Annotated in this window: 10 protein-coding genes and 1 pseudogene; 6 read left to right on the top strand and 5 right to left on the bottom strand. The window is 43.1% G+C overall.

The window, feature by feature from the left end; translation table 11 throughout:
- Positions 1 to 206 precede the first annotated feature (206 nt).
- A complete protein-coding gene (locus EI164_RS05930) occupies positions 207 to 818 on the top strand; it encodes a flavodoxin family protein (protein WP_192519065.1) in 612 nt (203 codons plus the stop codon).
- A gap of 167 nt (positions 819 to 985) precedes the next feature.
- Here the strand turns inward: EI164_RS05930 and EI164_RS05925 are convergent, their stop codons facing one another.
- The 5 genes from EI164_RS05925 to tolQ all read right to left on the bottom strand — a co-directional run bounded on the left by EI164_RS05925 (position 986) and on the right by tolQ (position 4,988).
- Entirely contained in the window at positions 986 to 1,138 is a 153-nt protein-coding gene (locus tag EI164_RS05925; RefSeq protein ID WP_192519064.1) for a hypothetical protein, read from the bottom strand.
- A 196-nt stretch (positions 1,139 to 1,334) separates the two neighbouring features.
- Positions 1,335 to 2,627 carry a PD40 domain-containing protein gene (locus EI164_RS05920; protein ID WP_192519063.1) on the bottom strand — a complete coding sequence of 431 codons (1,293 nt, stop codon included), beginning with the start codon at positions 2,625 to 2,627 and terminating at the stop codon, positions 1,335 to 1,337.
- 136 nt (positions 2,628 to 2,763) lie between these two features.
- Entirely contained in the window at positions 2,764 to 3,744 is a 981-nt protein-coding gene (locus EI164_RS05915; RefSeq protein WP_225739140.1) for a cell envelope integrity protein TolA, read from the bottom strand.
- Between the two features lie 63 nt (positions 3,745 to 3,807).
- Positions 3,808 to 4,269 (bottom strand): protein TolR, encoded by a 462-nt coding sequence (gene tolR, locus EI164_RS05910; RefSeq protein ID WP_192519062.1) that lies wholly within the window; start codon positions 4,267 to 4,269, stop codon positions 3,808 to 3,810.
- Complete coding sequence (tolQ, locus tag EI164_RS05905; RefSeq protein ID WP_192519061.1) at positions 4,266 to 4,988, bottom strand: protein TolQ; 723 nt, start codon at positions 4,986 to 4,988, stop codon at positions 4,266 to 4,268. Before tolQ ends, tolR begins: the two co-directional genes overlap by 4 nt.
- Positions 4,989 to 5,445: 457 nt before the next feature.
- On the opposite strand from tolQ, the gene EI164_RS05900 reads away from it, so the two are divergent.
- From EI164_RS05900 to xdhB, 5 genes and pseudogenes are all read left to right on the top strand, one after another.
- Positions 5,446 to 6,741: an NCS2 family permease gene (locus EI164_RS05900; RefSeq protein ID WP_192519060.1), complete on the top strand. Its 1,296-nt coding sequence runs from the start codon at positions 5,446 to 5,448 to the stop codon at positions 6,739 to 6,741.
- Positions 6,742 to 7,520: 779 nt separating this feature from the next.
- Positions 7,521 to 10,790 carry a bifunctional proline dehydrogenase/L-glutamate gamma-semialdehyde dehydrogenase PutA gene (gene putA, locus EI164_RS05895; protein ID WP_192519059.1) on the top strand — a complete coding sequence of 1,090 codons (3,270 nt, stop codon included), beginning with the start codon at positions 7,521 to 7,523 and terminating at the stop codon, positions 10,788 to 10,790.
- 11 nt (positions 10,791 to 10,801) lie between these two features.
- Positions 10,802 to 11,494 (top strand): 1-pyrroline-5-carboxylate dehydrogenase, encoded by a 693-nt coding sequence (locus EI164_RS05890; protein ID WP_192519058.1) that lies wholly within the window; start codon positions 10,802 to 10,804, stop codon positions 11,492 to 11,494.
- A 555-nt stretch (positions 11,495 to 12,049) separates the two neighbouring features.
- Positions 12,050 to 13,660 (top strand): xanthine dehydrogenase small subunit, encoded by a 1,611-nt coding sequence (gene xdhA, locus EI164_RS05885; protein ID WP_192519057.1) that lies wholly within the window; start codon positions 12,050 to 12,052, stop codon positions 13,658 to 13,660.
- 261 nt (positions 13,661 to 13,921) lie between these two features.
- A pseudogene (xdhB, locus tag EI164_RS05880) lies at positions 13,922 to 16,198 on the top strand (xanthine dehydrogenase molybdopterin binding subunit); the annotation flags it as partial.
- Positions 16,199 to 16,253 lie beyond the last annotated feature (55 nt).

Raw genomic sequence — 16,253 nt, 5'->3', positions numbered from 1 at the left:
TAAAGTGTGATGATGAAAAATCTGCTCTTATCATGTTAGTAGATTGGCTACAATAGACTTTAACAGCATCAGGATTTACATAAGAGAGTTGATAATTTGTCAAATATTGCTACTCTATGCCAGACTGTTAACAGCATTGGTGATTACTGTTCACTTCATGACATATCCTAATATTATTCATTCATCCATCCATTACTAGAGCCCGTATGACTATATCTATATCGCCTGACTCAACAGCCATTAGCCAAGCCAAAAATCTGTCTATTGCTGTTATTTATCATAGCAATTATGGTCATACTAAGCGTGTGGCTGAAGCAATCGTGACAGGTGCATGCCAGCAGTTACCAGCATCGCAAGTCAAAGCGGTAGATGTCCATGAAATAGATTGGGCATTCGTAGATCAAGCAGATTTATTGGTGTTTGGCAGTGCAGTATATATGGGTAGCGTGACTGCTGAATTTAAAACCTTTATGGATGAGACCTCAAAGCGGTGGTATCACCGTGCATGGGAAGGCAAGTGGGCAGCGGCGTTTGCAAACTCGGGTGGGTTGAGCGGTGATAAGCTCGCAGTGTTACAGCAGATATCTCTGTATGCGATGCAGCATGGGACGAATTGGATTGGATTGCCACTGATGCCGACAGGTCATGAAGCGCATGACTTAAACCGTCTGTCTAGCTTTTTGGGTTTGATGACGCAGTCGCTGGATGGTCCACCTGAAAAAACACCTGGATCTGGTGATATTGATACTGCTATTTGGTTTGGTGATCATTTGGCTAAGACCATTATTAAGCATCAACCAGCGAATACACAGAGTTAAGGCGACTTTATCGACCATACCTGATTCAAAAAAGCAGCCATTTCTAAGGCTGCTTTTTTGTAGTTCTATATTATTGAGTGCTAATCTTATACCATGCACAAAAATTAGAGTAGCAAGGAAAACAAGTGCAAGTACTACTCACTGTAGACTAAACAAGTTTGACACCGCTAATCGTATTTTTTGGGATTGGTATTAGCATTAAGTTGAGTAGGGTTAGGCGTTGAGGTCACAGGAATAGGGCTGTCAACAAACTGGATGGATTGGCAGCCTGTCAGTAGCGTCACTGTGCTAAGTAAACTGGTAAGAATGAAGGATTTCATAATAGTATCTCGGTAAGGCTGCGACTATATAAGCGTGTTAAGTTTAAAGCTTGCTCTTATGTTATCTGGCTATAAATAGAAGATTATTCTAGCACTTGATAATATGCTTATTTGTATAAGAAAGCGCCCGATTAGACTATCACGCGCTTTCTTAATTATAGTCTTAGTAATCTATAAAGCTGCTTTAGAGGAAAAGCTACTTTGGACTGGCTGACCAGACGGGTGAGCGTATGATGCCTTGTGCAGACTTACCAAATGTCTCGCCACCATTTAGTGATTTTATCGTAATAACGCCTTTATTACCTTGTTTTGAGGCATATACCACGCGTTTACCATTAGGTGAAAAGCTTGGTGCTTCATCAATACCTGTATTACCCAAGTTAGCCGTTACGGCACCATTGCTATTCATAATAGCGGCTGATGAGCCATTTAAGAAGGCAATCTGCGATCCATCAACACTGAACTGTGGACTGGTGGCATAACTGCTATTTGACAGCTTAATCGTACGTCCTGATGCAAACTCATAGCGATAGATTTGTGGCTTATTGAATCCTGCTTTGTCGGATACAAAAACAAAAGACTTGCCGTCAGGTGCATAGCTTGGCTGCACTTCACTGCTTGGCCAATTGATAATTCTATTAGGCTGACCACCACTGGCGCTTACTTCATAAATATCGGCACTGCCTTCAAAGCTGCTAGAAAATAGTATTTTGCTACCATCGGGTGAGAATGAGGGACTCAAGTTGCTACCAGAATAAGGCGTGAGTGCTGTAGAAGAGCCGCCATCTACGTTCTGTACATAGATAATAGGATATGATTTATCTCGCTGTACAGAGTAAGCAATGCGTTTGCCGTCGGGCGACCAAGCGGGTGAAAATATAGACCCTTTGGCTGTATAGATGGTTCTGGCGTTTGCACCATCAGCATCCATGATTTTCAGGCTTGAGGTTTTGTCTTTGCCTACGCCGATTTCTTCAATATAAGCAATACGACCTGAAAAATCCCCTGGTGTTCCAGTAATCAACTCATATATTTTATCGGCAATGACATGGCCAGCATAACGCATGCTTTCTTTGTCATCCTTAGCTGTTAAGCTCTGTTTGCCTGCCAGTATTCGCCCTGATTTGACCTCAATGACTTCATATTCAGTGGTGACTTTGCCGCGGTTGGTGCTGCTACTACCGACGACTAAGTAAGGAACTCCGATACTTTGCCAGACTGGTAGCGTGCCTGCTAACTCGCTGCTGCTACTTGGTTGCTGTGGCAAATTTTTGCTAGTCGTTTTTAATTCTGTGTTATCTAAATCATTTAAGATAATAGAAGACATGACGGTGTCACCAGCGAAGGGAACGAAAGCGACTTGGTTTTGTTGAATAGGAATTTCGTAATCTAGTTCCAGAACGACAGGAGCTGCAAATATACTTGGAGCAATTAATAAGATTGATGTACTGGTAAGTAAAAATGTGAGTAAGTTTTTATGAGTGCGCATGAGTAAGTCGAGCTCCTGAAAAAGTATAGTTATCATTCTTGTAGGTAATTAATCAGCTATAAAGGTACGGCAGCATCTTGGACAGTATAAGATTCTTAAGATAACATTACCAATAGCATAAAATATGAGCAGCTTATTAGTTACTACCTTTAAACTCTATATTAAAAGTAGGATATTTGGGATCGCTAGTATCTATTGGAAAGCTATCCGCATCCCAAACTGCTTGTTTGGCTGCCTCATTGACCTTACTATCAGGTCCTGAAACCGATACATTGGTCACCTTGCCATTAGCATTTACAGTAATTATTAGCGTAGCGCGTTGAGTCGCACCTTTCGCTCCTATCGGCGGATTATAGTTACGTTTGATTAGGTTGATAATTTCATTGTTGCTAGCACCACGACTGCTTTTTTTTGCGTTACTTGTTGCTTTATCGCCAGATATAGACTCGCCTTTTGCCAAACTATAATCCTGAGGTGCGCCATCAGGATCATTACTTTCAAATTCTATATTAGTACTATCAGCATTGGGACGTGCAATAGTAACAGGGTGCTGTTGTATATAGCGTAATTTCTCAAGCTCAGCTTTATCTTTTCTTAGCTTCTCCTGAATTGGGTCGTGGCTTTCTGCTATCGACTCATCCAATTGTTCTGCCAACTCAGCCATTTGCTGCTCATATACTCTATTTCGTTCAAGCAAGCGCTGATGATGTTCTTCGCTCATGAGTAAGGGGCGACCAGTAGTGTCGTCGGGACGGCTAAAACTAGGAACTTGTTGTGAGCTTGGTTGGGTGCTGTTTTGGTTGGCATCGTTACTGTCAGACTCATTTGCTTGCGTAACTATCGACGAACTGCTGTTGGCACTGGCTGCTTGTGCCTGCGCGGCTGCACGATTGGCCAGTATCTGCCCTTGCATCTCAGCCAGTTGCTCAGGAGAGACCATGACCGTTTCAAGGCTACCAACCATCTCTACCTCAGCGTTTTGATAGCTATAAACCAGCAAGCCAATCACAAGGCTATGCGCTAATAGACTGAATAGCATAGGCATAGTGAGCCCATTTCCTTCAGGTTGGGTAGGCACATAGACGGCAGGAGCATTATTCATAATATTTATACTCATGAACGTGGTTCATTGGGTTGGCTACTATTCTATTGTCAGCTTGATTGAGAATGGTGCTTATAATTAAGGCACAGCAGGCGCGGGTAGTGGTGCACCTGTTAATAGTCCGACCTTTTGAATACCTGCTTGTTGTAACGTTGCCATTAGCGTCATAATGACACCATATTGATTGTTTTGATCGGCATTTATCATTACCTGCACTGGCTGTTCGCCGAGTTCGTTACTCTGAGACTGTAAATTGGATAAGGTGTTAATCAATTCAGGTTCACTCATCGGTAAGTCGATATTATTTTCATAACTGATAAAAATCTCTCCAGTATCCGTCAAAGAAACAATCACAGGTAGCTGGCTTTGGCTCATGGTGTTGGTTTGCTCTTTTGGTAAATCAACATCAACACCAGTAATTAGCATCGGTGCTGTGACCATAAATATGACCAGCAATACCAGCATCACATCGATGTAAGGGACAACGTTCATCTCCGCATTTAGCGCTTTTTTTTCACGGCGATAGGGACTTTGTTTCATAACCCTTGCACCTGCGTTGCATTCGCTGGCGTTTCTCTTTTTGTGCTGCTTTCTACACTGGTCTCACGCTGGAGCATGCCGGTCATTTCATCACAAAACAGCGCCCGCGAGTCATACAAGCGACTGGATTTTGCGGTAAAGTGATTATAAGCCAATACCGCAGGAATAGCAGCAAACAGACCCATCGCCGTCGCGATCAATGCTTCAGCGATGCCAGGTGCGACCGAAGCTAGAGTAGCTTGCTCTGTTTGAGACAACCCTAAAAAGGCATTCATGATGCCCCAAACGGTACCAAACAGTCCGATATAAGGCGCGACCGATCCGATACTTGCTAGCGTCGTTAGCCCTGACTCTAGTAATTGCTGCTGACGACCCAAACCAACTCTTAGCTTACGCTCAACACCATCGATGATGTCGTCTTTAGGTTGGCGCTTTTTATGCATTCTGAGGTATTCTGAAAACCCAATATAAAAAATTTGTTCAAGTCCTTGGCGTTCAGGTGATCCTTGCACACCTTGATAGAGTTTGGCCAAATCTTCTCCTGACCAAAACCAAGTCTCGAACTGTTGGTCGAAGTTTTGGGCTGTACCAAGCCGTGCACTCATACGAAAAATAATCACCCAACTGAACAAAGAGGCTAATAATAATAGTGCCATCACAATCTGCACCAATAGGCTGGCTTGGGTAACAAGATCGATAATATTTAATGACTCAGGCATGTAATAAACTCACGGATAGTTGACGTCAGCTGATATGGTGCATTACGCATACCAGATAGGATCTTTGATAACATAAAAATATGATAGGGCAATAATTCTGCATACTTGTATCAACCGCTTAGTTTACTGTTAAATGAAGGAAAGGTCATTATTAAAATGTTAAATACCACATAATTATATAGATATTTATGCATATAAGCTTACTTGCCAAGGTCGAAAGGATTTTATAAATAAATCTCTGAAATATTTTTTAACAGTTTTTTCTAAAGTTATGAAAGCAGGTATTTGTACTCACAAGGTACGGGTAGCGATTGAATTTGCATAGTAACTTCTCTAGAATGTTACACTTCGTTACTGATGCCTTCTGGTAATGACGTCACTATTTGTTTGTTGATGTCACCTCTATTTGAGACACCAATAAATTTGTTCTTTCACTAGCAAGCTGGGCGCGACACTTATGAATGCAATCGAACGTTATTTTGGAATCAATGGTCAAAACACCACGATTAAAACGGAAATTCTTGCCGGTTTAACGACTTTTTTGACGATGGCTTATATTATTTTTGTTAATCCTAACGTGCTGGCAGATGCTGGCATGGATAGAGGTGCTGTGTTTGTTGCTACTTGTTTGGCAGCAGCAATCGGGTGTTTGATTATGGGGCTTTATGCTCGCTTACCAGTTGCTCAGGCTCCTGGTATGGGGCTGAATGCCTTTTTTACTTATGGCGTTGTGCTAGGCATGGGGTATACGTGGCAAGTAGCACTTGGCGCGGTATTTTTGTCTGGTTGTATCTTTGTGCTGTTGAGTCTGTTCAAGATTCGAGAGATGATTATCAACTCTATTCCTGTGTCACTCAAGCAAGGCGTGGTCGCTGGTATCGGTGCATTTCTAGCGTTTATTGCATTACAAAGCTCAGGGGTTATCGTTAATCATGATGCTACTTTGGTCGGTCTAGGAGACATGACGACCTTTGGACCTGCAATGGCTGCTATCGGATTTATTGTCATTATGGCTTTATCCTACAAGAAAGTCCCTGGTGCAGTGACGATTGGTATTTTACTGGTGGCGTTGGTTAGCTTATTAACTGGCAATACGCAATTCACAGGTATTATATCTACACCGCCATCGATTGCTCCTACGCTGATGCAGCTTGATATTGCTGGTGCGTTTGATGTGAGTATGATCAGCGTTATCTTTGCTTTTTTATTCGTGGATTTGTTTGATACAGCAGGTACGTTGATTGCGACCACTCAACAGGCAGGATTGGTCGACAAAGATGGTAAAGTTAAGAATATGGGTAAAGCCATGTTTGCGGATTCTACGGCAACGGTCGCAGGTACATTTCTAGGTACGTCATCAACGACCAGTTATATTGAAAGCGTTTCAGGAATTGCCGCAGGTGGTCGTACAGGGTTGGTCGCTGTGACTGTCGGTGTGTTATTTTTACTCAGTATTTTCTTTGCACCATTGGCCAGTATGATTCCTGCTTATGCGACAGCAGGCGCGATATTTTATGTGGCAGTATTGATGTTAGGCACACTCAAAGATGTTGAGTGGGCTGATTTAACTCAGGCGGGACCAGTCGTCGTGGTATTGTTATTTACACCATTAACGTACTCTATTGCCGACGGTATTGCACTTGGTTTTGTTACTTATACAGCGACCAAAGCATTGACGGGTAAATTCTCTGACATCAGCATTCCAGTATGGATATTGACCATTGTGCTATTGGCAAAAATTGTTTTTGTTTGATTGGTTATACTGCAAGTTAGGGTTTGTTGAGTACTAAAATGTCAATGCCGTTGTTCTGAAAAATCATTAGCATGTGAAAATCTCTCTTTATCTATCACTGATAAAGAGAGATTTTTTTTGGCCGAAATATGGGTTACATCATTACGATTTTTTTTAAGTATTTGATTTAAAAAAACAATTGATTTTCTATCGTAAATAGGGAGATAAGACCAAAGCGTCATTGTGAAAAAAGTGCTGATAACTGTTTGTTTTTTAGCGGTATATTAATTTATAAAAACTGACAATATCGTTAGTTTGAATTTTTTTTTTCATGATACTATACTCAAGTTAAGCGCATCACCTCAATCAACGCCGTAGAGGTTTTTCTTACAGTGAATTAGTATCATATTAGATGATGGATTTGTGTTTATTAATACGATTTACTTTCGTTTTGATAATATGGTGTTAAATGATTCTATATTTAACATTGTTATCGCAAAACCTGATCATCAAACTCCTTTCACTACTAGCAAGAAGAAGGCACTAATGCCGCTTAACTTTTTATTGTTGCCTTTGTATTGTTAACGTAGCCGTTTAACACTTGAACGACCTACTTAATGGTTCCCAGCTGATGCTGGATTTTCTCGTTTTGTGATGGCGCCATTTGGTTCTTTGATTATTATTGTGAGTAGGTATTTATAACGACTATTTATTTAGTGGTTATAGCCAGCTATGCAGAAAAATTAGAATTCCTAAAGCACCATTTATTATGGTTTTTAAACGATAGTTATGGAGTGGTTATGAACCCAGTAGACCAATTTACCCCGCAAGAGCCGATTTTATTCAAACCGGTTGACTTGTTGTTGCCAGAATACATGACCCAATCAGCAGACACACTACATGATCGTATCACGCCACTATACAGTGTCGATGAAGAACGTTGGTTGTCTGAATTGTTGCCACTTGCCAAGCCTAGCACTGAAGAACGTGATGCAGCGGCTGAGCAAACGCGCCAGTTGGTAGAGTATGTACGTAATGATGGCAAAGCCGTCAAGATGGTCGATTCTCTACTGCTTGAATACAGTCTTGATACTCAAGAAGGTATTTTGCTAATGAGTTTGGCAGAAGCGTTGATTCGAGTGCCAGACAACTATACGGCTGATGCACTGATTCATGACAAAATGAGTGTGGCTGATTGGAAAAAACACATCAAGAATGACAATGGTTTTATGGTCAATGCTTCGTCATGGGGCATGATGATGACAGGTCGTGTTGTTAGCATTGATAGCAATACTACGGCGTCAGGATTTTTGGATCGCATGACTAAGAAGATGGGCGAGCCTGTCATTCGTAGTGCCATGCAGAAAGCCATGCGTATCATGGGTCATCAGTTCGTATTAGGCGAAACGATTGAGGGTGCGAATAAAAATAGTCAGCCATATCGTAATAAAGGATATACCTACTCGTTCGATATGTTAGGTGAGGCGGCGATCACGCATAAAGATGCCGAAAAATATTTCAATGACTATTTGCATGCGATTAGAGCCACCGCTAGCATTAAAGTCAAAGAGGGTATGCCGAAGCCGTCAGTATCTATTAAATTGTCAGCACTGCATCCTCGCTATGAAGCGACACAAGAAGCACAGGTAATGGGGCTACTGCGCCAACGCTGCTTGTTGCTTATAGAAGCGGCACGTGAAGTCAACGTGGATCTGAGTATCGATGCTGAAGAAGCCGACCGTTTAGAGATTTCTTTAAAACTGTTTGAGTCTTTATATCGCGACAGTTTGACAGAGGGCTGGGATGGTCTAGGTATCGTCGTACAGGGCTATTCTAAGCGTGCAATTGCTGTATTGGCTTGGCTGGCTCGTTTGGCGATAGAAGTAGGTGACCGCATTCCTGTACGTTTGGTAAAAGGTGCCTATTGGGATACTGAAATTAAGCTTGCTCAACAAAAGGGTTTGTCAGGCTATCCTGTTTGGACACGTAAAGAAGGCACGGATACGGCTTATCTTGCCTGTGCTCGTTTCTTATTATCAGAGCATCTACGCGGATTAATCTGGCCACAGTTTGCCACTCATAACGCGCACACACTTGCGTCGATTATGACCATGAGTCAGCATAGAGACTTTGAGTTCCAACGCTTACATGGTATGGGTGATGCACTTTATGATCATATCTTACAAGCGTATAAAATTGCGGTACGTATCTACGCACCTGTTGGCGCACATAAAGACTTACTGCCGTACTTAGTGCGTCGCTTGCTTGAGAATGGTGCAAACAGCTCGTTTGTGCATCAATTGTTAGATAAGTCTTATCCAATTGATAAACTGACCGTACATTCATACGACAAGCTGCTGACCAATGCCACGTTGCATAATCCAGAAATACCGTTGCCACTAGAAATTTACGGTGAGCGCCGTGCCAGTTTTGGTCCTAATATATTCACAGAATCACAGTGGTTATCGTTCAAATCTGAGATCGACAGCCATTTGAATAAAACTTGGTCAGCGATGTCTGTTATCAATGGCAAAGCGATTGACAGCTATGAAGATAATGGCGTTACTCATAAGCTTGATCGTCAGGCGGTCAAAGCACCTTGGAACCATGAAGTAATCGCTGGTGACGTTGTCTATGCCAATGCAGACATTGCACGTCAAGCGGTTGATACGGCGGTGGCAGGAGAAAGTATCTGGCAAGCGGTACCTGCTACTAAGCGTGCTGAAATACTGCGCAAAATAGCTGATCTCTACGAAGAAAACTATGCTGAGCTGATGGCGATCTGTCAGATTGAAGCTGGCAAGACCATGCAAGATGGTATCGATGAGATCAAAGAAGCCGTTGATTTCTGCCGTTTTTATGCGGATGAAGCTGAACGTCTGGATGGTGTCGTCCATGAGTTTGCCGATTTATCTGGCAAGCTGTCACGTCAAGTGTACAAACCGCGTGGTACGTTTGTCTGTATCAGTCCTTGGAACTTTCCATTGGCTATTTATACGGGTCAAATTGTGGCAGCACTCGCGTCGGGCAACACCGTCGTGGCGAAACCTGCCGAGCAGACCAGCTTGGTTGCGCACTTTGCGGTACAGTTGATGCATCAAGCAGGCGTGCCAGTAGAAGCATTGCAGTTAGTAATTGGTGCGGGCGACGTTGGTGGGGCATTGACAGCCGCTGCTGATATTGCAGGTGTTATTTTTACTGGTTCAACTCAGACAGCACAGTACATTAATCAAAGCCTAAATAATCATGAAAAGGCCAGCGGTGAGCTGCCCGTGTTTATCGCTGAGACTGGCGGTCAAAACGCCATGATAGTTGATTCGACAGCACTACCAGAACAAGTGGTTAAAGATGCGGTTCTATCAGCGTTCGGTTCAGCAGGTCAGCGCTGTTCAGCTTGCCGTATTTTGTGCGTGCAAGAAGAAATGGCTGATGATTTGATTGAGCTGTTACAAGGTAATATGGCGGAGCTGTCTGTCGGCAATCCGTTATACGCTGCGACAGACGTGGGCCCAGTGATTGATGCAGATGCCAAGCAAGGTCTTGAAGCGCATATCGAGCGTATGCGTGATGAGCCGACTGCTACTATTTTGGCACAAACACCAATGAGTTCGAGCTCAGTGGTGAGCCAAGAGCAGTCTACTTTTGTATTGCCAACGGCGATCGAAGTAAACAGTATCGATGTGATCGGTGGTGAGCACTTTGGCCCAATTCTACATGTGCTACGCTATCAAGCGCGTGACCTAGATAAGCTGATTGATGCGATTAATGCCACAGGTTTTGGTTTGACCTTGGGTATCCATAGCCGTATTGAAAACACTACTGAACATATTGAGCGCCGTGCTGTGGTAGGTAATACTTATGTTAACCGTAACCAAATCGGTGCAGTCGTAAACGTACAGCCGTTTGGTGGCTGTGGCTTGTCTGGTACTGGCCCTAAAGCTGGTGGTCCGCATTATGTTGCTCGTCTGATGAAACTAAGTACTGAATCAACCAGTACGAATCAGTCAGGTGTTAATACCGCAGTGACGCAAAACCAATCTCAAACAACCACTCAATCAGAAATCGCGTAAGGAGTAGCAACATGGCGACAGAATTCAAAAAAAATCATGCCCAGGTTTGTGAATCTTGGCGACTGCTTGGCGCAGTCAATCGCGCTGTTTATCTACAAGCGGCTATTCCAAAACTGGCCTTACTCACGGGTGATGCCAACAAAGCAAAGCGCTTGTTTAATCATTTGTTGAATGAAGCACCTAGCCTAGATGAAGTGCATCGTATGACTGGTGCTACTGGTGAGTCAAATGATTTGTATGTGACGGCTCGTGGGAAAACCATGGTCATCGGTGGTGATTCTGCCAAAGCGATGGCAGTACTTGGTCAGTTAATAGCGGCACTTTTGACAGGTAATGAGGTGATATTACATTGCCCAAGCCAAGAAGAGATGTGCAATGAAGCGGCAAATATACTCTATGATGCTGGTATCAGTGATGACGTCATTAGCGTGGCAAACGACTCGCAAACGGTCACATTGTTATATATTGACCGTCTTGCGCAAGTTGCTGTCGCTGGCAGTCGCAGTGAAGTGCAGGAGATTAGCCAAGAGCTTGCCAACACCGACGGTATTTTGACTCAAGTGATTAGTGTGACCGATATGGAAGGTTTTTCGGAGATGCTAACACCTGATTATCTCCATCGCTTCGTCACTGAACGAGTAAAAACAATCAACACTACGGCTATTGGTGGTAATGCGAGCTTGTTGGAGCTTGGTACAGAGTAGTTGATTTTACCAATACCAAACAATAGAAATGGTGTTGGAATCTAATCGAATTGACACGACGGTCAGCGTTTATTTATTGATATTTTCAATGAATAAGCGTTGACCGTTTTTTTAATTAAAGGTTCAGCAGACATTAATTGCTCAATATTGATGAGTAAAAATACAATTTTATGAGTTGTGTATTAAATAAATATAATGATAATATGTAAGAACTTAACCAAAAGGTCAGCTTTAAACACAAAGTAGCAACCTTGCCCAACAGACCCTAAATACACGTTTATTTCAATCTTTATATCCACTTGTTGCGTAAACCTATTTGTTTAGACATCTTGTGACGATATTGAAGCACTCTCCTCAGTCAGATTAAGCTTGAGCAAGTCAGAAGTTCAGAAGGCAGTCAGCTTATCCCATATGCTTATAGATATTTTTATTGATTTAGGTTTGACTAACAGTTGATCCTACTTTGGGAACAGTGTGCGACCGCATTGCATAACTTCCTCTCAGAGTTTAAATTAATTTTCTATATAACTTTTACCCTGATAGCCGAGTATTGCCATGATCAGTTTTTATCTAAATGGAAAGTTTCATGAGATAGCCGACCTTAATCCTAATACAACCGTTCTTGAGTATTTACGTCTGCACGAAAGGCAGAGTGATACGAAAGAGGGCTGCGCTAGTGGAGACTGCGGTGCGTGTACCGTTATGGCACAGCCGTTACTTACTAATGGTAATGAGACTGCCAATCCCACGCCTTTTTATACCCTAAATTCCTGCATTACCTTGTTATCATTGATGGATGGACATCATTTGATGACCGCGGCTTATCTCGCAGACAATCCTGAGAATCATCCAGAGCGTGCCTCCTTGCATCCTGCGCAACAAGCGATGGTGGACTGTCACGGTTCGCAGTGCGGCTTTTGTACGCCAGGATTTGTCATGTCATTGGCAAGTGTTTACGAAAATCATCGTTTGCAAAAAGTGAAAGATGCGACGACAGATGAGCTAAGTTATGATGATATTGTTGCTTCAATATCAGGAAATTTATGCCGCTGTACGGGTTACCGCCCGATTATTGAAGCTGGTTTGGCAATGGCAGATATTGGTCAGCAACGAGATACTGCGAAGGCAGCACAGAAAGATCTTACGCTAGCATTAGCGACGGATGCGATGGCAAATCGTAAAACAGCTGATCCACTACACACAAACATTATCACTCCTGCATTGACTCACGGTTCACAGAAATTATTTATACCACAGACTATTGATGAGCTGAATCAAGTATTAGCAGCGAATCCGAAGGCAACGATTTGGGCTGGTGGTACAGATTTGGGCCTAAGTGTGACGCAGCATTTTATCGACCATGACGTTATTATTCAGCTATCTGCCATTGATGAGTTGAAATCTTGGTCATTAAATGATGGAGAGAAAAGTGTAGCGCCAACATCTACAAAATCGTTAGTGCTTGGTGCTGGTATGAGCTACAAGAAAATGCTGCCTGTACTTGAGCAGTATTTTCCTGAGTTTGCAGCATTGTTTGAGCGTATTGCCTCTCCGCAAATCCGTAACATGGGGACGATCGGTGGCAATATCGCTAATGCATCACCGATTGGTGATTTACCGCCTGTCTTATTAGCATTAGATGCGCAGGTTCATTTACGCCATTGCGATACGGATCGTAATAGTGATGAGTCTCCAGCGTATTACACTGATGAAACCCTACCTCTATCTGAATTCTTTTTGGATTATAAAAAAACCAAGCTACGTGCAGGCAGTTATGTTGTCGCCATTCATATCCCGCTATTACAAGACAATCAGCACTTATTTATTCATAAGATAAGTAAACGCTATGAAGATGATATTTCTGCCTGTCTACTTGCGGCAAGGATCGATGTATCGGTAAATGATATGACGATTGATAATGTAAAATTTGGGCTGGGCGGTATGGCTGCAATACCTTTGTTGGCTGAAAAAACTCAACAAGCATTAATTGGAAAATCTGTGGCGGTCGACAGTTTCGAGAAAGCCGCGAAAATGCTACCGATGGATGTCTCACCAATGACGGATGTCAGAGCCAGTCGTGAGTATCGTATGCATGTGGTGCAGCGGCTATTGGTCAAGTGCGGCAAGCAGTTAGTCGCAGCGGGGCAATCAACAAGCGTCTCATAGAGATTGGCGATTTATAAACTCGCCATAAGCTTTGCTTGCCCAAAATTGTTATGCATTACATACAGATATTTATAACAGTTATGATTTTGCGACCGTGATTTTTTGATATGGTTTTTATTGGATTAGCTCTTAATAATTATATTTCTATCAAATCAAGTATTTATGATACCCGTCGCAACATAGCTTTTATCATACCGTCAAACCATCAATAGCCAAGTGTATAGGTGAGAGGTTTGACCAAAAATATAAGAGATCACCATCATTCTTCATCATTCTTCATTATTTGACAGCGACAGTATTCGACGCGTCCGCCCACCCAAAAACAAAATTGGTACCAGTGCCAAACATGACAGTGCGATCAGCCATGTGATGGGTACGGCGACTTATGTCGATGACATACTGAAACCGCAAGGCACTCTACATTTAGCCATCGGTAAAAGTATCCATGCGCATGCACGCGTGTTGAGCATGGATTTCAGTGCAGTAAGAGCCGTTGATGGAGTAATAGACGTAATTACCTTTAAAGATATTCCGGCTAAAACCGATATCGGTCCTGTATTTGATGGCGATCCATTGATGGTGGATAAGGTTGCTGAGTATGTGGGTCAGACCTTGTTCGTCGTCGTTGCAACCAGTCATCGTGCTGCCAAAAAAGCCACGCTCAAGGCAAAGATAGAGTATGAGCCTTTGCCAGCGATACTCACTATTGAAGAAGCATTAAAGCAATCACAGTTTGTACGTCCTAGCCATTTTATGACGCGTGGTGATTCTCAAGCAGCGATTGACAGCGCTTATACTCGCATTGCAGGTCATATTCATATGCTGGGTCAGGAGCATTTTTATCTAGAAGGTCAGGTATCATATGTCGTGCCTTGTGATGACGGTGGGCTCGAAGTCTACACCTCCTCACAGCATCCTAGTGAAGTACAGCAGCTCGTCGCTGAGGTTATTGATCTGCCTTTTCATGCTGTGACGACAGTCGTACGTAGAATGGGTGGCGGGTTTGGTGGTAAGGAGACGCAAGCCGCTGCGTGGGCCTGTCTGTGCGGTATCGTTGCCAAACGCCATAATGTGCCAGTGAGCATGCGTTTAGATCGCCAAGATGACATGGTGGTGACGGGTAAACGTCACGAGTTTGCTAACCGATATGACGTTGGTGTCAATGACGAGGGTCAAGTGCTCGGTGTTGATATGCAGTTAGCTGGATTGTGTGGCTATTCGCCTGATTTGTCTGATGCTATCGTCGATCGCGCGATGTTTCATTGTGATAATGCTTATTATTATCCAGCGGCACAGATAGCTGGTCACCGTTGTAAGACGCATACCGTATCCAATACGGCTTATCGGGGTTTCGGTGGTCCGCAGGGTTTGCTAACGGCCGAATATATGATGGATCATATTGCCTATACGCTAGGCAAAGATCCGCTACAAGTACGTTTGGCGAACTTATACAAAGATGGTCAAAGCACTCATTATGGGCAGCCGATTGAGCATTTTGATTTAGTCACTATCATGCAAACGTTGGCAGACGATAACCAATACGATAAACGCCGACAGCAGGTTACAGCGGCCAATAAAAAAGCGGCAGCAGAGGGCAGTGATAAACGCTGGGGTCTGGCATTGACGCCTGTTAAATTCGGTATCTCGTTTACCGTACAACATTTGAATCAAGCCGGTGCGCTGGTACATATTTATACCGATGGTAGTATTCAGATCAACCATGGTGGTACTGAAATGGGGCAAGGGTTGTATGTAAAGATTGCCCAAATTGTCGCCAATGAATTCGACGTGGATGTAGATACGGTTAAAGTCACGGCGACCCGTACAGATAAAGTTCCAAATACATCGCCGACAGCGGCTTCTTCTGGCACAGATATCAATGGCAAGGCGGCACAGAATGCTTGTATCACGGTTAAACAACGCTTGATTGAGTTTGCTGCTGAACATTTTGACGTTATCAAGGAGGAGATTAGGTTTGAGCGTAATCACGTTCATATCGCTGATAAAAATATATTAACGTTTGCTGAGTTGGTGCTATTGGCGTATCAGCACCGTATCAGCTTGTCTTCGACCGGTTACTATAAAACCCCAAAGATTTTTTATGATCGCTCAAAAGCATGGGGTCGTCCATTCTTCTATTTTGCACTTGGGGCATCCTGTTCTGAAGTCGAAATTGATATCTTAACGGGTGAGTATAAAGTGCTACGCTGTGACATCCTGCATGATGTTGGACAGTCAATCAATCCAGCCATTGATATTGGTCAGATTGAAGGTGGGTTTGTCCAAGGAATGGGTTGGTTGACCGCTGAAGAGTTAATTTGGGACAAGAAAGGCAAGTTGGCTTCTAACGGTGCCGCGAATTATAAAATTCCAACCGCTCATGACTTACCAAAGCAGTGGAGCGTGAAACTGTTCGATCGCAAAAACGAAGAGCAGACTATTTATAACTCTAAAGCCGTCGGTGAACCACCGTTCATGTTAGCCGCTAGTGTTTGGTGTGCGATAAACAATGCCATTGCAAGCGTCGGTGATTATAAGTAGGACTTACGCAACAATCAGTCTAGGCGAGCGTAACTGCTCGCAGAGATAGTCA

It is taken from the genome of Psychrobacter sp. FME13, from assembly GCF_014861395.1.
Lineage (GTDB): Bacteria > Pseudomonadota > Gammaproteobacteria > Pseudomonadales > Moraxellaceae > Psychrobacter.
Note: the sequence above shows the minus strand (reverse complement) of the source record. Positions and strands in the feature narration are given on the sequence as shown.